Here is a 23,018-nt window from a genome sequence, read left to right as displayed (position 1 = left end):
CCTAGGGATATCGGTTTTTGATATTACAAAAAATTATTATTTTAAAATTTTAATAGACTCTGTAGCATAACTATTAGCTGGATCTAATGCAAGTGTTTTTTTGAAATACTCAATAGCTTTTGGCTTATCTGTATTTGCAAAACTTGCCGCCATATTATTATACGATTCAATGAATTTTGTCTTAACTGCAGGTTTAGCCAATTCTTCAGCTCCTAATGCAGTAGTTTTTGCAACATAATCTTCATAGTTCTTCACCATTACATCATCTTTTTCAAGGAGTCTATTTGTTCTAGCTCTGTACAAATAAGCTTCTAGATAAGTTGGCGATGCAACCAAAACTTTTTCAAAAGCTGCATCTGCCTTTTGTAAAGCAACAACGTCAACTTTTACATCCTTACTATTGTTAGCATAATAATTTGCCAAACCATAATAAACATTATCATCTAAATATGTCTTTGAATCATTAACATTAGATCCAAATTCAAACACTGAAGCAGCTTCTTTGTATAATTTTTGTGTGAATAATTTCTTCCCTACTTCACTTAGCTCTTGAACTGCCAAAGGCTCCATTTCAATAGCTTTTTTGATGTCGACAAGACCTGAACTCATAGCTGTTGGATCAATCGACAAACCATCTGCACTAGTACCTTTTTTAATTTTAGTTAAGCCTAAATATAAATAATCTAATGCTATTGCTTTGTTTCCTGGAGAGGTAATAAAAGTTTCTAACGACTTAATAGCAACATCCACATTACCATTCTTGTAAGCAGCATACCCTAAATAACGATAGATTCGTGGATTTACTTTATCCAATTCAATCATTTTATTAGCTTCAGCTTCAAGAGCCGCATAATCTTCCATTAGAATTAGAAAATCAGCACGACGCATTCTAGAATTTATAGAATAATCCGTTAATGACATATATTTGTCATAATATCCCATTGCTGTTTTATAATTTTCTGCCGCTTGAGATGGCTTATTACGTGCAATTTTATAATAGGTTTCAGCTAATTCTCTATATACAGGACCATAATTAGGATTGATAGCAATTACTTCATTGTACGCTTTTGAAGCTTCATCGTAAGATTTAGCACCTTTCAATAAAACACCTAGTTGCATTTTAGCCCTCAACAAAGAATTATCCAACTGAAAAGCACTTCTATAAGCTACATAAGCTTCATTTTGCTTCCCATCACCATAGTATGCGTCACCTAATGTAAGTTGCAATTGCGCATCTTGAGAATTATTTATTGCTGCACGAGTAAGAAGTGCAATAGCACTTTTATAATCAGGCTTGCTTGCGTTCATATATGCTCTAGCGATATAAACAAATTCTTGCACATCTTTCTTCTTCATGTCTTTTGATGCCAATGCAAACTTAGCTTGAGCTCCAGTTACATCGTTTTTATCTAAATCCATTTGACCTAAACCAATGTAATTCAGTTTAGCACCATCAGAAGCACTTAATCCTTGTTGAAAATAAATTTTAGCAGAGTCTTCAACACTTTGGGTAAGATAAACATTCCCTAAAGTAAAGTAAGCCGTACCATTTGAAGGTTTTGCTTTTATAATTGATTTTAAAATTGTTTTTGCACTTTCAAATTGCTCTGCATCAATAGCTTTTTTAGCTTGATTAATGTCTTGTGCTTGGGCTGTAAAAGCGGAAGCCAATATGGCTACACTAAAAGTTGTAAGTTTATTCATTTTCATTGTAGTTAATTTATTTCTTATCATTTTGGCTTTTTACTATTGTAAATTTCCTAGTAGGAATACGTATAGGCAGCAAACCAGATTTTAAAATTATTCTTTGACCGACATCTCCGCCTACAAATGAAGCAAATCCCATTCCTAAGCCAGAAAATCCCTGACAATTTATTATATACAAATCACGTGCCAAAGGGTATTTTTTTTCTGCTATATTATTTTGAGAAGGCAAAAAGTAGTTGCCCCCATTCAATCCTTTTACGCTTAAAGTAGCAACGTTATCAACATACTTTTGCATAGCTGGTTTTGGTTGAGAAAGCCAATTAACGCCCACAATTCCAATCATCCCATCATTTTCATACACATGCCTTATCACTTCATCATTATTTTTAAAAGAGAAAACGCCCTTTTGTGGTATTTCTTGAATACCCGCAAGATCCTTTAAATAACGTACAGTACTTGAATTAAGGTTATCGAATACTAATCCTTTTATATTGGCAATTGATTTTCCTTGCATAAAACTTATTACATCTTTTAGTGCTATTAGAGAATCTTTACTGTTTTTATTAGCAATAAAGGCCACAGCATCTGTAGCGAAAGGTGTAATTTTAGGGTTAATTTTTTTTTGCTTGAAGATATTGAGTTCTTCCTGTGTCAAATTTCTAGAAAGAATGGCAATAGCGCCTTTCTCATTAATTAAAGAATTAACTGTTTCCGCTTCTGATTTTGAGATAAGTTTAATTTTAGCCTCGTATTCATTCTCAAATACTGCCACTTGCTCCTCCATAATTGGAGTTAAGGTTTCATCAACAAATATTGTTGTAGAACCTTTTAGAATTGTTTCTTCTTTCTTTGAAGTAGTTCCTTGATTACAAGAGTAAAAAAATGCGAGTAATACAAAAAAAGTAAAGAACAGTATTTTAGATGAATTTTTCATAATCTAGTCGTTATTATCATTAATTATCCGAAAGAATCTAAACGATGCATAGGCAATTAGTAGTACTCCAAAAGCTATTCTGTAAATCGGTTGCATGGCTAAAGGAAAATTCTTCATAAAGATAATGAATAAACCTAAAACAAGATATAACAGAAAAAACAAAATTCCTAAAACAAGAAGAAATCGCTCTTTAAGCGATTTCTTCTTAATATTATTAAGTATGTTATTCAACATTATTCTGCAGATTGGATAGTAATAGGAAGAGAGTAAAGAACTCTTACTGGTTTACCATTTTGAACTCCAGGAGACCATCTTGGTGACTTTTTCAAAACGCGTATAGCTTCTTTTCCAGTTCCGTAACCAATATCTCTAATTACTTTAATATCAGTTAACGAACCATCCTTTTCAACTACAAAAGTAACGTAGACTTTACCTTTAAGTCCTTCTTCTTCTGGTGTAACATAATTATTACCAACAAATTTGTAAAATTTATCAATACCACCTGGAAAATCAGGCTTAACCTCGATACCAGCAGTATTATAAATCTGGTTGTCGGGAGCTTCTTCAACTACTGCCGCGGTTCCAGTTCCTACTGGCTCTACTGATAAAATAGCATCCGGATCTCCTTTAATAGTTTCAGCTCCTAATTTTTTGTCTTTAATTTCAACAGTTTTAGGTGGCTCTTCCGTTACTTCCTCAGCTTTTGCAACAACAGGCTTAACAAATTTTACCTGATCCACTTTTGGTGGTGGTGGTGGCGGAGGTGGTATATTTTTCTTTATTTCTTCTTTCTTTGGCGGTAACTTGATACTAACAATTTTAGTATCTAAAGTATCATCAACATCTGAATTTTCAGGAAGTAAACTTAATATAAGTGGCATACTAACTGCTAATGCAAAAACGACCGCACCAAAGATAAGCGCTCTAACTCCGGTCTTGTTATTTTCTTTTCTTAGTTCATAAGCTCCATAAGCTTTATTACGACCCTCGAATACAATATCAAGCCATTGGTTTGTGAATATATCTAATTTCATTTTTCTTAATTATTAGGTTAGTGAGTAATAAGAAATCCTTATTTACCTTCTAACAATTTTAGTTCTTCTGGTGAAAAATCATTTACAATAGCATTCGTAGGCACTCCTACTATTGCCATTTCATCAAGTATATCCACTAAGTTACGGTAATTTGATTTTTTACTTGGTTTGATAATAACTATTAAACCTTTATCTTTATTACCAGTATACTCAACTACTGACTTTTTTCTTTTCAGCAACTCTTTACGAATCCCTTCTTTACCGTAAGAAATATCTTTTGGACCTGCAATAGGAGTTGCTAATAATCCCATGTAGTATACCATCTTATCATTATCCCCTAATAAAACTGTTAAAGTACGATTTTCATCAACTTTTATATCTTTATTTTTAGAAGGATCATCATCCTTATCAGGTAAACCCAAAGGCATGGATTGTGGTTTAGACAACGTAGTCGTAAGCATAAAGAATGTAATTAATAAGAAAGCTAAATCAACCATAGCAGTTAAATCTACTTTTGAGTTTGATTTTTTACTTCTTACTTTACCACCTTTTTTGCCATCACCGTCGCCAGTATTTAATTCAGCCATTTTAGTGTATTTTTTTTAGTTATTTTTCAGTTGCTCTTAAACCAGTAACTAGATTGAAGCTATTGATTTTCTGATCTTGCAAGATATCCATCACTTGCTTAATTGCAGGATATTCTTCTTTCGCATCACCTTTGATTGCAATTTGCAATTCTTTGTCGTTCACCTTAATGTTTGCAATACGAGAATTATAAATCCATTCTTTTAATTGATTATCAAGAGAATCTTTTGGCACACCCGGTTGAACACCAGCTTTATTTCTGTCAGCAGTTTTCATTCCAATCAATTGTTTCAAATTAGAAATTGGCACACCAACACCTTCCATTAAAGCAAAAGTTTCAACTTCACTTTCAGTAAACTCAACACCGTATTTCTGTCCCATTAGTTGTAGAGCTTCCTTACGTACTTCTCTCCCTTTTAAGTCATAAAATACTTTTCCTTTTCCAACAGTTATAGTAGCTAAATTATCTTCTGGCAATTTAGACTGAACCGTTGACGCAGGGGTATCTACCGGTAATGCTTCCGGTATCTTTGCAGTTGCTGTCATTACAAAGAACGACAACAAAAGAAAAGCGACGTCACACATAGCAGTCATATCCGTAGACCCTGCTTTTTTCTTCATTTTTATAGCCATTAATATATTTTTTAATACTTACAAGAAAATAGAATCCGTTTCTCAGAAACTACTTTCTTGTAAATTAAATTATTAATTATTTTTGTGTACTTCTGTAGTGTCTGTAAGTATTTACAATTGTATTACCTGCCTCATCGATAGAGTAAGTCAATGTATCAATTTTAGAAGTAAAGAAGTTGTAAGCGATAATTGCTAAAGCAGAAGTCGAGATACCTGTAGCTGTATTAATCAAAGCCTCAGAAATACCATTTGCAAGAGCAGCTTGATCTGGAGTACCAGCAGCAGACAAAGCACTAAATGCCTTAATCATACCCGTTACAGTTCCTAACAAACCTGCAAGAGTACCTAAAGATACCATTGTAGAAAGAATAGTCATGTGTTTCTCTAACATTGGCATTTCTAGTGAAGTCACCTCTTCAATTTCTTTGTGAATAGTTTCTGCAGCAGCTTCGCTATCAAAACCTTCTCTCTTAACTTCTTGATATTTCAATAAAGCTGATTTTATTGGGTTTGCAACAGAACCTTTTTGTTTGTCACATGAAGCAATTGCTCCCTCAATATTACCACTTTTAATATCATTTTGTACGCTTGTCATGAATTGATCAAGATTTCCTTTACCTGCTGCTTTTGAAATTACAGCATAACGCTCAAATGAAAACACAACAACCATTAATAATAATCCTAATAACACCGGTACAATTGGACCTCCCTTGTAAACCATTGCCAACATATTTCCTGGTAGTGGGTGACCTGTGTTTACTCCGCCTTCAAAATTAGCGCCATTACCCATTATGAAATTCCAAATTAACCATCCAACAAAAATACATGCTACAATAATGATTCCTGAAATCATTCCTCCTCCGTTTGCCGCTTTTTCTTTTTTAACGTTTGCCATTTTTTTTAATTTTAATAGTTTTAAATAAATTATCTTAGTTATATTAAACTTGTAGTGGAGCAAATTTATATTTTTAGTTCAAATAAAAAAACTTTTTTTTATTTTATTATAATTAAATTTATTTCAAAAACATATTTACCATTTTTTAGTTTCCATTTATGTCAATAAACGCAAACAAATAGGCCTTCTTATATAAAATACCATATTTTTTTAAGAATATTTAACACAATATTTCAAAAACAAGCTGTTTAGCAAGAAAACTATTATTTTGTGACATTAACAATAAAAAAGCAGGAAAACTGCAGTATGCACTAAAATTGTTGGTTTTAGAAAAATATAATATCTTGCAAGTGATTTAAATATAAACTTATTATGAGCAAAAAAGAAGATTTTACCAAACATATTTCTGAAGGATACAGTTCCAAGGGAGAAAGTATTATTCTGGGTGGTGCAATATTAGACGGAGAGGCTTTGTCAGATACCTTCATAAAAGTACCTTTAAAAACATTAAACCGTCATGGTTTGATCGCTGGAGCAACCGGAACTGGAAAAACGAAAACCATTCAGGTCCTTTCTGAACAATTGTCAAGTTTTGGAATTCCAGTCTTAATGATGGATATAAAAGGTGATTTTAGCGGCATCGCAAAAGAAGGCGAAGAAAAGCCATTTATAACGGAACGCCATGCTAAAATCAACATTCCTTATTCAACAGCTAGTTTTCCGGTCGAAATTTTGACTTTGTCCGAGCAAAACGGAGTCCGCCTCCGTGCAACAATATCAGAGTTTGGACCTGTATTATTCTCAAGAATCCTAAATTTAAACGATACTCAATCCGGAGTAATTTCTGTTATCTTTAAATATTGTGACGACAATAAAATGCCTTTATTAGATTTAAAGGATATCAAAAAAGTAATCAATTATATTACTGAAGAAGGGAAAGACGAAATTGAAGAACATTATGGCAAAATTTCCACTTCTACTACTGGAACTATTCTCAGAAAAATAATTGAACTCGAACAACAAGGAGCTGATTTGTTTTTTGGAGAAATGTCCTTTGACGTTGAGGATTTAATGCGAATTGATGAAAATGGAAAAGGCTATATCAACATTCTTCGACTGACTGACATTCAAGACAAACCTAAGTTATTCTCGACTTTTATGTTGAGTTTATTGGCTGAAATCTACCAGCAAATGCCTGAAAAAGGAGATTCCGATCAACCAGAATTAGTCATTTTTATTGACGAAGCGCATTTAATATTCAACGAAGCCAGCAAAACTTTATTAGAACAAATAGAAACTATCGTAAAGTTAATTCGCTCTAAAGGGATTGGTATTTACTTTATCACACAAAACCCGATGGACATCCCAAGTGGCGTATTGGCCCAATTAGGTTTAAAAATCCAACATGCTTTGCGCGCTTTTACAGCCAATGACCGAAAAGCCATTAAGCAAACTGCTGACAATTACCCTACATCTGATTATTACAAAACCGATGAAATCCTGACCAGCCTTGGAATTGGAGAAGCTCTCGTTACTGCATTAAACGAAAAAGGAATTCCTACGCCACTTGCAGCAACAATGATGCGTGCCCCAATGAGCCGAATGGATATATTGACTGAAAGCGAAATTCAGGAAATCAACAATAAATCAAAACTGGTAAAAAAATACAGTGAATTGATTGATCGCGAAAGCGCCTATGAGATGTTAAATAAAAAAATCGCCGTTGTCGAAGAGGAAATAAACGAACAAGAGCAAAAACAGGAATCTCAAAAGCAACAAAACCAAGGACCAAGTACTGCTAGCGTAGTGGGGAAATCAGTTCTCAAAGTACTGACAAGCGCCACGTTTATAAGAGGTGCTTTTGGTGTATTAACGAAAATGTTTAAAAAATAACACCTCTAATGAAAAAATATTATGTTCAAAATACTCCTTTCGTTGTTCCCACTACCGATGGGAAACTAATAGAAGAACATCACGGAAAGGCATCTACGAATAATGCAGAAATTTCCATAGCGCATATGGTAGCTCCTTCTAAATGGAGTGAACCATTTCAAACTCCTGAATTTGATGAATACACCTATATTATTAAAGGTAAAAAGCAATTTATAATTGACGATGAAATTATCGTTCTGGAAACGGGGCAATCCATACAAATCGAGAAGAATACACGCGTGCAATATTCCAATCCTTTTGACGAACCTTGTGAATATATTGCGATTTGCAAACCAGCTTTCGATTTTACTAAAGTACATCGCGAGGAATAAGCAACAATACACGGAAAACGTTATTGATATATAAAACTAGCAACTTCTGAATATTTATCCCAAAAGCTCTAGGATTTTATTTTCAACAACTTCTGAATCCCATATTTCAGTAATGTTTTCCATTTTCAAAACTTCTTCCATGATTGCATTTTGATAATCTCCAATCGCTAAAGCTTCTGCATACGGACGATCACTAAAAGTAACGCGACTGTATAAAGGAATCCATTTTTCAGGATGCTTGTCTGAGAATGACTTTTCAATTTTCTTTTGCAAAAGAAAATTTTCATCAGCAGTCTTGGAACTCATTTCTAAAAAATTACGATACGAAAGTTCCGCAATCGCATCTGCATTTGGTTTTCGGGACTTTTGGTATTCCGAGAATATCGACTTCCAATCGTCACCATATTTCTCCATCATTTCATATAGCACTGAAATATCTTCAAAACCCGCATTCATTCCCTGACCATAAAAGGGTACAATTGCGTGGCTGGCATCGCCAATAAGTGCGATTTTATCTTTATAAGTCCACGGATAACATTTCATTGTTACTAATGTACTTGTTGGATTCTTAAAGAAATCTTCCGCAAGTTTTGGAATTACATCAATAGTATCTGGTAAGTTTTTTTCGAAAAAAGCTTCCACTAATTTTATATCATTTAGGGATGCAAAAGAATTTTCTCCTTCAAATGGCATAAACAAAGTACAGGTAAAACTTCCATCTAAATTGGGCAACGCAATCAACATATACGCTCCACGAGGCCAAATATGAAAGGAGTTTTTATCTAATTTATGTGTTCCGTCAGCATTTGCAGGAATATTTAATTCCTTGTAACCAATAGGCAAAAATTCTTGCGAGTAGTCAAACATACTTTGGCGTTGCATGCGGTGACGGATTCTCGAAAAAGCACCATCAGCACCAAAAACCATATCGTATTTTTTATCTTCCCACGCGCCACGTTCTGTTTCACCAATATGAAGGGTTGCATCATCAAGTGAAACATCCCATATTTTTTGTTCAAAAAAGAATTCTGCTCCGGCAGCTTCCGCCAAATCAATCATTTTCCTATTCAAAATTCCTCTTGAAATAGAATAAATCGATTCCCCTTCCTGACCGTAATTTTGAAAATTGAGTTTATCAACCAAATGGATCGCACGTTTTTCCATAGGAATGGCAATTTTACGAACCTCGTTTCCTATTCCTACTCCATCCAAAGCTTTCCATCCGCGATTAGACATCGCTAAATTAATGGAACGACCAGAAAATTGTATTTTTCGAATATCAGGACTTCTATCGTAAACATGAACCGTATGACCCGCTTTACGAAGATAAATAGCCAATAAAGATCCAACTAATCCTGAACCTACAACCGCTATTTTTATGGGAGTTTGCATTATTTTTTTATAAAAAGTTAAGCAAAATTACTGATTTATTATTTTAGGCTCTTTAAAAAGAATCATTTTTTACGGGGAATAAAAACCAATTTTGTTGAAGTTCTAACAATCTCGTCTTTATTCAGCATCATTCGCCTAAATTTACCGGCATTGTATAACTCTGCCTGATCGCTATAATGTTCACTCAATGGATTTCCTGATTGTCCCGTAGGCAATATACTCCAGCTGTTTTCTATATCCGAAAAATCAATAATTCTTCTTGTGGACGGACCTCCTTTTACGATGTAATTCCCATCATCCGTAAAATCAAAAAAGAGATTATTAATTACTTCTGTAGAACCTGAAACTTCAAAAGGCCCTACATTAAAGATACTTCTTAAAGCCGCTACTTTCCCCAACGGATGCTGATGTTCTAAAGTGTGTACTTTATTCCAAGTCCAATCCGAAACTGTACTTCCCAATTGGTTTTCTAGAGCTGCAACGGATTCTTTGAATGATTTTGAGACAATCTGACTCCTTGTTTCTTTCTCATTTTTGGTATTGATGTTATCCCACCAAAGTGATTTTTCATTCGTGATTTGTCTTGCAATAATTTGCTTCATGATGTGCGTTCCTAAAAACATCTTGAAATTTTCAGCACCAAGTTCATCTTCAAAAGTATTTTTTAAGTAATTAAAAATCCATTTATTATAGATTGTAGGAGCCACATCACTCAGATTATTAGTTCCTTTCCAATTTTTTAAAACACTAAGAGCTTGTTTTTCGTTTTCAGTAAGGGATTCCTGATCTACATTTGAGATTAAATCTTTCACAACTTTTGGAGCCACAGGAGAAGTATTATCAAAAATCATCTTCCCAACCGAAACCATATCCCAATCTGATTTTGGATTCAATAATTGCGTAATTCTTTTGGCTCGATCCTCTGGAAGATAATACCCCGGATACAAAAATCCGTCAATTGCTTCTGGTTGATTATTAGCGGAATACACATAATTCCATCTAGGGTTCACCGCCGAAGGATTTTTGGAGAAATCCAAAAACTCTTTAATATCATCCTCACCGCTCGCTCCATCGAGAATAAAATTCGGATTCACTCCTTCTTTATGCTTGTATAATTTTCCCGTTGCCCACCAAGCGACATTTCCTTTAGCATCGCCATACATCACATTCAATCCTGGTGCTGCAATTAGTGAAACTCCTTTCTGAAAATCTCCTTTGCTTTTAGCATGTGAAAGTGCATACACCGCATCAAGAATTTGAATAGGTTGTTGCGTATAAATCCAATACATAGAAACAGGTTTGTCTTGCTGTAAACCATCTATCAAATCGTTCATTATAGGTCCATGTCGAGTAGTTTTCACTTTCAAAACAACATTAGATGAATCTTTTACTTTGATTGTTTTCTCCTGAATTTCATACGTAGTGAAACCATTTGGCGTCCTATATTCATTGGCATTAGCCGGATTATTCTGCTCTTGGTACAAATCAATATCATCATTTTCAAACATGGTCAAACCATAAGCATATTCCCTGTTGTGTCCCAATAACGGATACGGAGTTCCTGCTAAATAACAGCCGTATAATTCGAAATCCGGAGTAACAATATGCGCTTCGTACCAAGTTCCTGGTTGTGAAAATCCAATATGAGGATCGTTAGCAAAAATAACTTTTCCGTTTTTAGTTTTCTTTGGAGCAATAACCCAACTGTTGCTTCCTATAAAAGGCGATACTGGCGACTGCTCCAAAAGCGACGCAACTGATTTTGAAATAGCCGCGTATTCTTGTGGTCTGTCTTTCGCATTTTTAATTTTTGTAGTATTGAAGGAACCGTCAATTCCAAAATCCTTCAAATATTCCATTCCATATTTGTTTCGAATGTCGGTCAATAACGGATCTGATTTTTGAGCCATTGCAAAACTAAAAGACATGTATCCAAAAATATTATAAACGTCTTTAATGGTAAACTTCTCTTTTTTGACGCCTACTAAACTGAACTCTATTGGTGTAGTTCCTTCTTCCATGCATTGATTGATTCCATCTAAGTAAGCCATAGTCAATTGATAACTTGGACTGTTTTTGTCCAAACCTGCAATCGCTTTGGCGGAAGCTTCTTCGATTCCTAATCCAGCAAAGAACTTATCGTTTTTCAATGCCACTGAACCAAAAATCTCCGATAATCTTCCTGGGGCGATACGACGCATCAATTCCATTTGCCACAATCTATCTTGCGCATGCACATAACCCAAGGCTACCATGGCATCTTGAGAAGTTGTCGCATAAATATGAGGAACACCAAATTCATCAAAATAAACGGTGGTTTCTTTTTGAATGTTTTTCAAGCGTAACTTGCCTTCGTATTTTGGTTTTAAGTAATAACCATAAACAAGCATCGTTACCGCTAAAACAATTACTAACGAAAGTAAAACGAGAAGGACTTTTCTAAGTATTTTCATCATTGGATAAATTGAAAAACAAATATATAGGATTTGGAAGTTATTTAAAAACTATTTGTTCCAATGTATTTATTTCAAACTAAATAGAATAAATCATTGATGAATTTAAAATATTTTGTTTAATTTATTTCATATTTAATTAAACAAAAGTATATTTGTTTCAAATATGACTAAATATGAAACACATTTCAAGAGACGATATTTCTCAAATGGAAAAAATCGAAAGATTAAATTTAATCAATTCCTGCACTGGTTATAAATCAGCTAATTTGCTTGCTACAAAATCCCTCGACGGAAAGTCTAATGTTGCCATTTTTAGTAGCGTAACGCATTTGGGAAGCAATCCTGCTATGATTGGATTCATAATGCGTCCTACAACTGTTCCAAGAGACACGTACAAAAACATCAAAGACACTGGATATTTTACAGTAAATCACATTACCGTTGACATGATTGAAGATGCGCACCATACGTCTGCAAATTACGAACTGGGAATTTCCGAATTTGATAAAACCAATCTGGAAGAAGAGTATAAAAATGACATTGAAATTCCATTTGTAAAAGGAAGTCCGGTGCAGTTGTATTGCAAATACGTAAACGAATATTACATCAAAGAAAATGATACGATTCATGTAATTGCGTCAATCGAAAATTTATTTTTTGAGGAAGAATTAGAACATAAAGATGGCTGGTTACAAATTGACCGAGGCAATGTTGTGGCATTAAATGGTCTTGATGGGTATTGTTTACCCAAATTAGTGGATCGTTTTCAATATGCCCGAAAGGAAATTCCAACCTCTTCCTTTTTTAAAAAATAACAAATGAAAAAACTGCGCTTAATCCTTGGTGATCAGCTCAATTCAAAGCATTCTTGGCTTCAGGAAAGTGATGACAACACAATGTATGTCTTGGCCGAAATGCGTCAGGAAACGGATTATGTCAAACATCACATCCAAAAAGTAGTGGCCTTTTTCGTGTCGATGAGGAATTTTTACACAGCGATAAAAGAAAATGGACATCAAGCAGTCTATTTTCAAATTACCGATGCTGAGAATCCACAGGACTTAGAAAAAATCATTGCCATTTGTATTGAAAGATATAAAATTCAAAAGTTCGAATACCAATTACCTGATGAATACCGACTGGACCAACAATTAAAAACGATTTGTTCCAATCTAAAAATCGAATCTGAAGCTTTTGACTCCGAACATTTCTATACCACGCGTACCGAACTTTCTGATTTTTTTGAGGGAAAGAAGTTGTTGCTGATGGAAAACTTTTATCGGAACATGCGCAAAAAACATCATATTTTAATGGATGGAAGCACTCCGTTAGGTAACCAATGGAATTTTGATGCTGATAATCGCAAAAAATATAAAGGTGAAGTCCCGGTTCCTTCAGAAAAGAATTTTCATGCGAATGTTTCTGAAGTTGCTGCACAAATAGTAGAAGCAGGAATTGTGACTTTTGGAAACATCAATCCAGATAATTTCAGTTGGCCTACTTCGCGTGAACAATCGTTGGAAGTTTTAGATTATTTCTGTAAAAATCTGTTAAAGCATTTTGGTGATTACGAAGATGCGATGCACACCGATGAAAAATTCCTTTTTCACTCCCGTTTGTCTTTTGCCATGAACAGTAAAATGCTTTCGCCAAAAGAAGTAATCGAGACCGTTATTTCTTTTTATCATGCCAATGAAACCGATATAACTATCTCACAAGTCGAAGGATTCGTAAGACAAATTTTAGGTTGGCGCGAATACATCCGAGGAATTTACTGGAAAGAAATGCCCAATTATGCCCAAATGAATGTCTTGGAAAATACAAATGAATTACCAGATTTTTTCTGGACCGGTAAAACCAAAATGAATTGCATGAGCCACGCTATCAATCAAAGTTTAGACGAAGCTTACGCACATCATATTCAGCGACTGATGGTAATTGGAAATTTTACTTTACTTACGCAGATTCATCCTGATGAAGTGGATGCATGGTATCTAGGCGTGTACATAGATGCCATTGAATGGGTCGAAATGCCTAATACCCGCGGGATGTCACAATATGCAGATGGCGGAATAATTGCCACCAAACCATATGTTTCCTCCGGAAGTTATATCAATAAAATGAGTAATAATTGTGCCAAATGCCATTATAAAGTGAAAGAAAAATTTGGTGATAACGCCTGTCCTTTCAATACTTTATACTGGAATTTCCTAGATGAGAAAAAAGAATATTTCAAAGGAAACCAACGAATGGGAATGATGCTGAATTTATTAAAGAAAATAAATCCCGAAGAATTATATAAAATCAAAGTAAAGGCGAATGAAATAATTGCCAATATGGATTCGTATTAAACCCAAATTTTCCCATAAAAAAAGAGTGTTTAAATTCTATTATGAACTTAAACACTCTTGTTTATATTACGGATAAATTTAATTCTTTTTGCTTCCGTCTATAATTGCTCCGGTTCCTGCACCTACTCCAGCACCAGCTACACCTCCAATAATAGCACCTTGTACTTTTTTCTTACTGATAATAGCACCAGTTGCAGCACCTACACCAGCGCCTATTACAGCACCTTTTGCAGTACTACTCCAGCCTTTTCTTTGCGTGGAAGTATTTGTTGTAGTCGTTGTAGTCGAAGGTGATTGCTTGTTTACAACAACAACTTCTTTTTGCGTTTCAATTCTAGCAGCTTCAATTTTGACCATTTCTTGCTTCATAGAGTCAATTACTCTTTCCTTTTCCATTTCAACTTTCATGGAATCTACCGTTGCTACTTTAGCCTTTTCAATTTCCATTTTTCCTTGGTTCTGACAAGAAACAACAAGTATAGCTACTAATATAAAATATAATGCTTTCATAATTTAAATTTTTTCAATTTGTAATACTACAAAGAAACGCTTAAAGTTGATAATTGCACTTATGTAATTCAATTAATAATTTATATAATTTAAAGATTCGCTTTGTCCAAAATTCCTGCCTTCAGAATCTGACCAAACATGTACATATCCTCATAAGATGTATATAAAGGAACTGGCGCTAAACGGATAACATTGGGTTCACGCCAATCCGTTATAACGCCATTTTTCATCAAATAATCAAACAAACTGCGTCCTTCCCCATGAAGAAGCACTGATAATTGTGACGCTCTTTCCGATTGATTTGACGGCGTAATAATTTCGAAACTACTGTCAACTTCTTTATCTATTTCGTGCAGAATGAATTCTAAATAGGAAGTAATTGCATTTCTTTTTTGGATTAAAGCGTCCATCCCTATTTCATCAAACATGTCGACTGATGCCAAATAAGGTGCCAATGAAAGTACTGGCAGGTTACTGATTTGCCAACCATCGGCTCCATGAACGGGATCAAAGGTCTGTTCCATCTTGAAACGACGTTCTTTATTATGTCCCCACCAACCCGCGAATCTCGGCAACTCCGAATTATTGTGGTGTTTTTCGTGAATAAAACACCCTGAAGCATTTCCTGGTCCTGAATTCATGTATTTATAACTGCACCAAGCTGCAAAATCAATATCCCAATCGTGCAATTCCAGCTTCACATTTCCTGCAGCATGCGCTAAATCCCAACCAACATATGCACCCACTTTATGGCCTGCTGCGGTTATGGTTTTCATATCAAAAACTTGTCCGGTGTAATAATTGACACCGCCAATTAAAACTAAAGCCAACTCGTCACCAACTTCTTCAATTTTTGCCAAAACATCTTCTAAGCGAATGTTGTGTTCGCCTTCGCGACGCTTGATTTCGACAATCACATCTTCTGGTTTGTATCCATGAAAATGAACCTGACTTTGAAACATATATTGATCCGACGGAAATGCTTTTTCTTCGCAAATAATTTTATATCTGGTCTTTGTAGGTCGGTAAAAAGAAACCATCAATAAATGAAGATTCACTGTCAAGGTATTCATTACCGTGACTTCACTTGAAAGTGCACCAACAATTTTACTCAACGGATTTGCAAATCGTTCGTGATAATCCCACCAAGGTTTTTCACTGTAAAAATGTCCTTCAACGGCGAGATTTGCCCAATCATTCATCACCTCATCTACATATGCTTTAGTACGTTTAGGTTGTAATCCTAGTGAATTTCCTGTGAAATAAATCACCTTTTTTCCATTTACCTGCGGAAAAATAAATTCATCTTGGTATTTATGTAATTGATCTTGTGAATCCAATTTTTTTGCAAATTCAAGGGTATTTTCGAATATCATGATTTGTATTTTGTTTTGTAAAAGTAGTAAAAATGGACGAATGATAATATAGTTAACATTGATTGGAAAGCTATACAATAGTTAAATTTTCGAATACAAAAAAATAGTTCCCAATTCCTATACGGAATTAAGAAACTACTCGTTATTTACTTATATTTGATTGAATTTAAAATTCTTAGCTATGCTTAAAAACAGTTTAAACGTTATTATTATTGCCATCGCTGTGGTAATTTCCTCGTATTTATTTTCGAATGCTTTTCAGAATCGAAATAAAAGTAACGATACCATAAGTGTGACCGGTTCCGGAAAGAAGGATTTTGTATCGGATTTGATTGTTTGGAGCGGTTCGTTTTCTAAAAAAAGCATGACTTTGAAAGATGCTTATGCCGCATTAGATGCTGATAGAGAAAAAATAAAAAGCTATTTATCCGGCAAAGGAATTGCGCCGAATGAAATGGTTTTCTCAGCGGTGAATTTCAATAAAGATTTTGAAACTACCTTCAATGAAAACGGAACTACAAGGCAGCAAATTTTTACTGGATTTACTTTAACCCAAAGTGTAAGTATCCAATCTAAGGAAGTAAATAAAATTGAGGAATTATCCAGACAATCCAGTGAATTGATCAACTCAGGCGTAGAATTTTATTCGTCTCCACCGGAATACTATTACACCAAACTAGCTGAGTTAAAAATAAAAATGATTGCCGAAGCCACAAAAGACGCGAGTATCAGAGCGAAAAGTATTGCTGAAAATGCTGATGCGAGTTTAGGGAATTTAAAGAAATCAGATATGGGCGTTTTTCAAATTACAGGTCAAAACTCATCGGAAGATTTTTCTTATGGCGGTTCCTTTAATACGCAATCCAAAAACAAAACGGCTAATATCACGGTACGATTGGTGTATCAAGTGAATTAGGAATACAAACCACTTTTATACATACAACGTCGTGTGAGGGATGGAAGCGGCATCCTTTATTTTCTTTCTTTAAGAAAATAAAGATACAGCGTAGAGCCCGACCCGCTTTTTCAGCGGGACACACACTATTATAAAACAAAAAATCTCGCCATTACTGACGAGATTTTATCCTCACCCCAACCCTCTCCAAAGGAAAGGGAGGAGAAAAAATGTTTTTTAGATAATCATCATTGCATCACCGTAAGAATAGAATTTGTATTCTTTTTCGATTGCTTCTGCGTATGCTTTTTTCATTAAATCATGACCACAAAATGCGGAAACCATCATTAATAAAGTTGATTTTGGCGTATGAAAATTAGTAATCATACACGTTGGAATCGTGAAATCATGAGGAGGAAAAACAAATTTGTTTGTCCATCCGTCAAACGGATTCAAGGTATTTTGCGAAGAAACTGAGCTTTCAACGGCACGCATAGAAGTAGTTCCTACGGTACAAATACGTTTCTTTTTAGCTTTGGCTTCATTCACAATATCACATGCTTCCTGAGTAATTTTTAATTCCTCAGAATCCATTTTGTGTTTTGATAAATCTTCAACCTCAACTGGATTGAAAGTCCCCAAACCTACGTGAAGCGTAACTTCGGCAAATTTAATTCCTTTGATTTCCAGTTTTTTCAATAAATGTTTCGAGAAGTGCAATCCTGCAGTTGGCGCTGCAACAGCTCCTTCTTCTTTAGCATAAATAGTTTGGTAACGTTCCGCATCTTCCGGAGTTACATCTCTAGAAATATATTTTGGGATTGGAGTCTCTCCAAGTTCTGTCAATTTATTTCTGAATTCTTCATACGAACCATCGTAAAGGAAACGCAATGTTCTTCCGCGAGAAGTTGTATTATCGATAACCTCAGCCACTAATGAATCGTCATCTCCAAAATATAATTTGTTACCAATTCTGATTTTACGTGCCGGATCAACTAAAACATCCCAAAGTCTTTGCTCAGAATTTAATTCTCTAAGTAAAAAAACTTCGATTCTAGCTCCCGTTTTTTCTTTATTTCCGTACAAACGAGCTGGAAAAACTTTCGTGTTATTCAGAATTAAAACATCACCTTCGTCAAAATAATCGATAACATCTTTAAACATTTTGTGCTCTATAGTTCCTTTCTTGCGATCAATAACCATTAGACGAGATTCGTCTCTGTTTTCAGCTGGATATTCTGCAAGAAGTTCTTTTGGCAAATCGAATTGAAAATGTGATAATTTCATTTGATAAATTTATGAGTTATGAATTATAAGTTACGAGTTAAGCCTCAATAAATTATAATAGTTTGCAAATATACGATTGTGAGATAGGCGTTGTCAAGTGTTTTGCTGTTTATTTTTCCTCACCCCAGCCCTCTCCGAAGGAGAGGGAGAAGAAAAACATCTTTTCGCCCAATGAATTGAGGGTGTGCTACAAAATTTCGAAACCTAAACTTTTTAAATCATTCCAAAAATCAGGGTATGATTTAGAAACTACTTCCGCGTTTTCGATGATAATTGGCACTTTTATAGCTAATGGTGCAAATGCCATCGCCATACGGTGATCGTTATAAGTCGCAATTTTAACATCAGGATTGATTTGGTTTGAAGCCATAAGCGTCAAGCTATCATTGGTCACCGATATATTCGCTCCCAATTTTGTCAACTCAATTCTAAGTGCTTCGAGTCGGTCCGTTTCTTTAATTTTCAAGGTATGCAAACCTGTCAGATGGCAACCAATTCCTAATCCAAGACAAGTAACAACTATGGTTTGGGCGATATCTGGTGTATTATTCAATTCTAAGGTTAAATTTTCAGGTTTAAAATCAGACTGTTTTACCAGAGTCATTTTATTTCCTTCAAAATGCGTTTCAACACCCATTTGTTTGTAGATTTCAACCAAAGCTGAATCACCTTGCAAACTGGTTTTTTTATAACTGTTCAATGAAATAGTAGCATTTTCAGCCAACGCAGCTAAACTAAAAAAGTACGATGCAGAACTCCAATCGGATTCTACGGTCATTACTTTTGATGCTACTTCTTGTTTTGGATATACCGTAATCACATTTCCTTCGAAACTGGTTTTGATATCCAAATCATTCAACAAAGCCAATGTCATTTTGATATAAGGAACCGAAGTGATTTCACCTACTAAAGTGATTTCGATACCGTTTTGCAGTTTTGGCGCCACTAATAATAATGCAGAAATGTATTGACTGCTTACATTGGCAGGAATGTTTACTTTAGAAGCTGTAATTTTTTGTCCTTTGATTCGAATTGGCGGATAACCTGCTTCTTTCTCGTAGGAGATTTTCGCACCCAATTGCTCCAAGGCTTCCACCAAAACTTTTATGGGACGCTCCGTCATTCGTTGAGAGCCGGTCAACACAACTTCGCGACCTTCGTTTACAGCAAAATACGCCGTTAAGAAACGCATTGCCGTTCCCGCATGATGAATATCTACAATTTCCTCGTTTCCTTTCAACGCTTTTTGCATGACTTCGCTATCATCAGAATTGGAAGTATTGGCCAAAGTAATATTTGGAAATAAGGCTTGTAATAATAGTAGTCGGTTGGTTTCGCTTTTTGAACCAGTAATATTTAATTGTGAATTATCAATTGTGAATTGTGAATTCGTACTTAATTTTAAATTCATGTAGCTAATTATGAGTTGTGAATTATGAATTATCAGTGATATAATTCAAGTTCGCAATTTACCACTCCACATTTATAATTCATAATTTATACTTCACAAATTATTTGAGTTTTTCGTTGTTTTTGTGACGGTCTTTGTCTCTAAAGGATTTCAAATCCATTTTTTTATCGAAAGCGGCTTGTAAATCGATTCCGGTTTGGTTTGCCAAACACAATACCACAAAGACTACATCGGCTAATTCTTCGCCAAGGTCTTTATTTTTATCGCTTTCTTTTTCGGATTGCTCTCCATAACGTCGTGCAATGATTCGCGCCACTTCACCTACTTCTTCGGTAAGTTGCGCCATATTGGTTAGTTCGTTAAAATAACGAACGCCGTGTTCTTTAATCCAAGTATCTACGTCTAATTGGGAATTTTTTAGGTTCATTTTATTCTCTATTTTTACTGTTAATTACTATCGTTACCGGTCCATCATTTAATAAAAGTACTTTCATATCCGCACCAAAAACACCAGTTTGCACTTTTTTTCCTAAATCTATTTCTATTTTTTTTACAAAACTCTCATACAATGGAATGGAAACTTGTGGTTTTGAAGCCTTGATATAGGAAGGACGGTTGCCTTTTTTAGTAGAAGCATGCAATGTAAATTGACTTACTACAATGATATCACCGTCAATATCTTTGACGGATAAATTCATCACGTCATTTTCGTCGCCAAAAATGCGAATGTTAGTAATCTTATTAACCAACCAATCTATATCTTCCTGGGTATCGGCATCTTCAACACCAACTAAAACCAATAATCCTTTTTGGATATCGGCTACAATCTCAGTATCGATGGTTACGGAGGCGGAAGAAACTCTTTGGAGAACTACTTTCATTCAGATTTAGGAATTAGGGCTTTTTAATCAACATTCACAATTCAGAACTATTCCCTTGTTTTATCGCTTATTATCCGGTCTTCATTATGAATATCAGTACGGTAATTTTCATCATCTCCTTCCAGAATTTTCAGGTAACTTCTATAACGGGACCAAGCAATTTCATCTTTTTCTAAAGCAGCTTTGATGGCGCAATGCGGTTCGTCTTTGTGCAGACAATTATTGAATTTACATTGCTCTTTCAATTTGAAAAACTCTGGGAAATAACCACTGATTTCTTCTTTTTCCATGTCTACAATTCCAAAACCTTTGATACCAGGCGTATCAATAATTTTAGCATCAAAAGACAAATCGTACATTTCGGCAAAAGTAGTCGTATGTTGTCCTTGTTTACTTGCTTCTGAAATTGTTTTTGTTTTTAAATGCAAAGAAGGCTCCATTGCATTTACCAATGTTGATTTCCCCACACCGGAATGCCCGGAAAACATGCTCACTTTGCCAATCATCATTGCTTTCAACTCCTCGATCCCTTTCATTTCAGTCGAAGAAACGCGAAGACATTTGTACCCTATTTCTTGATACACATGCTGCATATACAATTGCTCGTCTAGCGTGGCATCATCAAAAGTATCTATTTTATTAAAAACCAGTATCGTTTCAATTCCGTATGCTTCGGCAGTAACCAGAAAACGGTCAATAAAATTAAAAGTCGTTGGAGGATTATTAATGGTGACTAACAAGAAAACCCTATCAATATTAGACGCAATAATATGCATTTGATGCGATAAATTGACAGATTTCCGAACAATATAATTCTTCCTGTCATGAATTTTATGAATGGTTCCAGTAACGGTATCAGATGATTCTTCTAGTTCATAATCAACAATGTCACCCACAGCAATAGGATTGGTACTTTTGATTCCTTTAATTCGGAATTTCCCTTTCATACGGCATTCTATAAAATCACCTTGTTCAGATTTTACGGTGTACCAACTTCCTGTAGATTTATATACGAGTCCTGTCATTTAGGATTATTTGATTGAATATTAACGATTTTAGATTTCTAATTTAAAATCTAAGACTTTGCAAAGATAATTCTTTGTTTTAGGTTTATCCCGAAGCTTCGGGATAAAGTTTGAAGTTTTTCACTTTGAACAACTTTACATACAATTAAAAATAAAAAATCCCCACAACTTTTTTTTTACAAAAGCGGCAGGAATTTTTATAAAAATCTAAATTAATGGCTCACGAAATCAAAAATCAGAAATCGTTAATCCTCAATCTTAAATCATTTTATGCGTTCAACACTTTTTCTTGGTGCCCAATACTTTCTTGGTGTATTGCTTTGAACATTTTTAGTACAAATTCTTCCGTCAATCCTTTTTTCTCACCATCCAAAATCATTTTTCCAAGGATTTCATTCCAGCGATTGTTTTGCAATACAGCAACGTTCGCGTCTTTTTTCACTTGACCTATTTCATCTGCTACTTTCATTCTTTTACCCAAAAGCTCTAACAACGTAGCATCCAAAACATCGATATTAGCTCTTAATTTAGCCATTTTTTGAGTAAATGCATCCGATACATCGTTTACTTTTCTTACCTTCAAATCAATAAAAATTTGTTTCAAAGCATCCGGAGTCACTTGCTGCGCAGCATCACTCCATGCATTGTCTGGATCGTAATGTGTTTCGATAATCATACCGTCATAATTCAAATCTAAAGCTTGTTGAGTCACTTCAAGAATCATTTTGCGGTCTCCTGTAATATGAGACGGGTCAATTATTAAAGGTAAATCTGGGAATTTATTTTGCAATTCAATAGCAATCTGCCATTCTGGAATGTTTCTGTATTTTGTTTTTTCGTAAGTTGAAAAACCTCTATGAATTACCCCTAATTTTTCAATTCCAGCATTGTACAAGCGCTCAACGCCGCCCAACCATAAAGACAAATCTGGATTCACCGGATTCTTAACCAATACGATTTTTTTAGTTCCTACTAAAGCATCTGCAATTTCCTGCATTGCAAAAGGATTTACGGTAGTTCTTGCACCAATCCACAATACATCAATATCATATTCCAAAGCTAATTTTACGTGAGCCGCATTTGCCACTTCCGTTCCCATTAGCAATCCGGTTTGTTCTTTAGCTTTTTTCAACCATTTCAATCCAATTTCACCAATACCTTCAAATCCTCCCGGACGTGTTCTTGGTTTCCAAATTCCTGCTCTAAAAACACTTACATCTGAATCTTTCAATTCATGTGCAATTTTCAATACTTGTTCTTCTGTTTCAGCACTACAAGGTCCTGCGATCACAAATGGATGAGTCAAATTGAATTCATTCAACCAATTTCTCATTTCTTTCTTGTTTTCCATCTTTTCTAATTTTATTTTTTTTAGTTTTTGT

The 23,018-nt window shown here is 34.8% G+C and carries 21 protein-coding genes; 5 read left to right on the top strand and 16 right to left on the bottom strand.

Annotated elements, in window-relative coordinates; translation table 11 throughout:
* Positions 1–36: 36 nt before the first annotated feature.
* The 6 genes from G7A72_RS11295 to G7A72_RS11265 form a co-directional block, all read right to left on the bottom strand.
* Positions 37–1,704 (bottom strand): lipopolysaccharide assembly protein LapB, encoded by a 1,668-nt coding sequence (locus G7A72_RS11295; protein ID WP_165152557.1) that lies wholly within the window; start codon positions 1,702–1,704, stop codon positions 37–39.
* A gap of 16 nt (positions 1,705–1,720) precedes the next feature.
* On the bottom strand, positions 1,721–2,641 hold the full coding sequence (locus G7A72_RS11290) for a PstS family phosphate ABC transporter substrate-binding protein (protein WP_165152556.1): 921 nt from the start codon (positions 2,639–2,641) through the stop codon (positions 1,721–1,723).
* 233 nt (positions 2,642–2,874) lie between these two features.
* Positions 2,875–3,675 carry an energy transducer TonB gene (locus G7A72_RS11280; protein WP_165152554.1) on the bottom strand — a complete coding sequence of 267 codons (801 nt, stop codon included), beginning with the start codon at positions 3,673–3,675 and terminating at the stop codon, positions 2,875–2,877.
* Positions 3,676–3,713: 38 nt separating this feature from the next.
* On the bottom strand, positions 3,714–4,262 hold the full coding sequence (locus G7A72_RS11275; protein ID WP_113664347.1) for a biopolymer transporter ExbD: 549 nt from the start codon (positions 4,260–4,262) through the stop codon (positions 3,714–3,716).
* A gap of 19 nt (positions 4,263–4,281) precedes the next feature.
* Positions 4,282–4,893 carry a biopolymer transporter ExbD gene (locus tag G7A72_RS11270; RefSeq protein ID WP_113664348.1) on the bottom strand — a complete coding sequence of 204 codons (612 nt, stop codon included), beginning with the start codon at positions 4,891–4,893 and terminating at the stop codon, positions 4,282–4,284.
* A gap of 76 nt (positions 4,894–4,969) precedes the next feature.
* Positions 4,970–5,788, bottom strand: coding sequence for a MotA/TolQ/ExbB proton channel family protein (locus G7A72_RS11265; protein WP_113664349.1), 819 nt, complete (start codon positions 5,786–5,788; stop codon positions 4,970–4,972).
* Between the two features lie 372 nt (positions 5,789–6,160).
* Here G7A72_RS11265 and G7A72_RS11260 point away from each other — a divergent pair, with 372 nt between their 5' ends.
* Positions 6,161–7,681, top strand: coding sequence for a helicase HerA-like domain-containing protein (locus G7A72_RS11260; RefSeq protein ID WP_165152553.1), 1,521 nt, complete (start codon positions 6,161–6,163; stop codon positions 7,679–7,681).
* 8 nt (positions 7,682–7,689) lie between these two features.
* On the top strand, positions 7,690–8,052 hold the full coding sequence (locus tag G7A72_RS11255) for a cupin domain-containing protein (protein ID WP_113664351.1): 363 nt from the start codon (positions 7,690–7,692) through the stop codon (positions 8,050–8,052).
* 54 nt (positions 8,053–8,106) lie between these two features.
* Here the strand turns inward: G7A72_RS11255 and G7A72_RS11250 are convergent, their stop codons facing one another.
* Together G7A72_RS11250 and G7A72_RS11245 are read right to left on the bottom strand one after the other, a co-directional pair.
* Entirely contained in the window at positions 8,107–9,444 is a 1,338-nt protein-coding gene (locus G7A72_RS11250; RefSeq protein ID WP_165152552.1) for an NAD(P)/FAD-dependent oxidoreductase, read from the bottom strand.
* A gap of 62 nt (positions 9,445–9,506) precedes the next feature.
* Positions 9,507–11,897: a penicillin acylase family protein gene (locus G7A72_RS11245; RefSeq protein ID WP_165153743.1), complete on the bottom strand. Its 2,391-nt coding sequence runs from the start codon at positions 11,895–11,897 to the stop codon at positions 9,507–9,509.
* Positions 11,898–12,073: 176 nt separating this feature from the next.
* On the opposite strand from G7A72_RS11245, the gene G7A72_RS11240 reads away from it, so the two are divergent.
* Both G7A72_RS11240 and G7A72_RS11235 read left to right on the top strand, forming a co-directional pair.
* Complete coding sequence (locus G7A72_RS11240) at positions 12,074–12,715, top strand: flavin reductase family protein (protein WP_165152551.1); 642 nt, start codon at positions 12,074–12,076, stop codon at positions 12,713–12,715.
* 3 nt (positions 12,716–12,718) lie between these two features.
* Positions 12,719–14,251 carry a cryptochrome/photolyase family protein gene (locus G7A72_RS11235; protein ID WP_165152550.1) on the top strand — a complete coding sequence of 511 codons (1,533 nt, stop codon included), beginning with the start codon at positions 12,719–12,721 and terminating at the stop codon, positions 14,249–14,251.
* Between the two features lie 78 nt (positions 14,252–14,329).
* Here the strand turns inward: G7A72_RS11235 and G7A72_RS11230 are convergent, their stop codons facing one another.
* Both G7A72_RS11230 and kynU read right to left on the bottom strand, forming a co-directional pair.
* Entirely contained in the window at positions 14,330–14,761 is a 432-nt protein-coding gene (locus G7A72_RS11230; RefSeq protein WP_165152549.1) for a YMGG-like glycine zipper-containing protein, read from the bottom strand.
* Positions 14,762–14,850: 89 nt separating this feature from the next.
* Entirely contained in the window at positions 14,851–16,137 is a 1,287-nt protein-coding gene (gene kynU, locus G7A72_RS11225) for a kynureninase (RefSeq protein WP_091173326.1), read from the bottom strand.
* A gap of 181 nt (positions 16,138–16,318) precedes the next feature.
* On the opposite strand from kynU, the gene G7A72_RS11220 reads away from it, so the two are divergent.
* Positions 16,319–17,053: an SIMPL domain-containing protein gene (locus G7A72_RS11220; protein ID WP_091173323.1), complete on the top strand. Its 735-nt coding sequence runs from the start codon at positions 16,319–16,321 to the stop codon at positions 17,051–17,053.
* Positions 17,054–17,269: 216 nt separating this feature from the next.
* Here the strand turns inward: G7A72_RS11220 and queA are convergent, their stop codons facing one another.
* From queA to G7A72_RS11190, 6 genes are all read right to left on the bottom strand, one after another.
* Complete coding sequence (gene queA, locus G7A72_RS11215; RefSeq protein ID WP_091173319.1) at positions 17,270–18,319, bottom strand: tRNA preQ1(34) S-adenosylmethionine ribosyltransferase-isomerase QueA; 1,050 nt, start codon at positions 18,317–18,319, stop codon at positions 17,270–17,272.
* A gap of 187 nt (positions 18,320–18,506) precedes the next feature.
* Positions 18,507–19,730, bottom strand: a complete 1,224-nt coding sequence (gene aroA / locus G7A72_RS11210) for a 3-phosphoshikimate 1-carboxyvinyltransferase (RefSeq protein ID WP_165152548.1) — start codon at positions 19,728–19,730, stop codon at positions 18,507–18,509.
* A 100-nt stretch (positions 19,731–19,830) separates the two neighbouring features.
* Positions 19,831–20,157 (bottom strand): nucleotide pyrophosphohydrolase, encoded by a 327-nt coding sequence (locus G7A72_RS11205; protein WP_091173312.1) that lies wholly within the window; start codon positions 20,155–20,157, stop codon positions 19,831–19,833.
* Position 20,158: 1 nt separating this feature from the next.
* On the bottom strand, positions 20,159–20,611 hold the full coding sequence (gene dtd, locus G7A72_RS11200) for a D-aminoacyl-tRNA deacylase (protein WP_091173308.1): 453 nt from the start codon (positions 20,609–20,611) through the stop codon (positions 20,159–20,161).
* A gap of 47 nt (positions 20,612–20,658) precedes the next feature.
* On the bottom strand, positions 20,659–21,636 hold the full coding sequence (gene rsgA / locus G7A72_RS11195; RefSeq protein WP_091173304.1) for a ribosome small subunit-dependent GTPase A: 978 nt from the start codon (positions 21,634–21,636) through the stop codon (positions 20,659–20,661).
* Between the two features lie 268 nt (positions 21,637–21,904).
* Entirely contained in the window at positions 21,905–22,987 is a 1,083-nt protein-coding gene (locus G7A72_RS11190; protein WP_165152547.1) for a bifunctional 3-deoxy-7-phosphoheptulonate synthase/chorismate mutase type II, read from the bottom strand.
* Between the last annotated feature and the right edge of the window lie 31 nt (positions 22,988–23,018).

Source organism: Flavobacterium sp. Sr18, from assembly GCF_011064265.1.
Lineage (GTDB): Bacteria > Bacteroidota > Bacteroidia > Flavobacteriales > Flavobacteriaceae > Flavobacterium > Flavobacterium petrolei.
The sequence above is the reverse complement of the archived record's forward strand: the minus strand, read 5'-3'. Positions and strand labels throughout refer to the sequence as shown.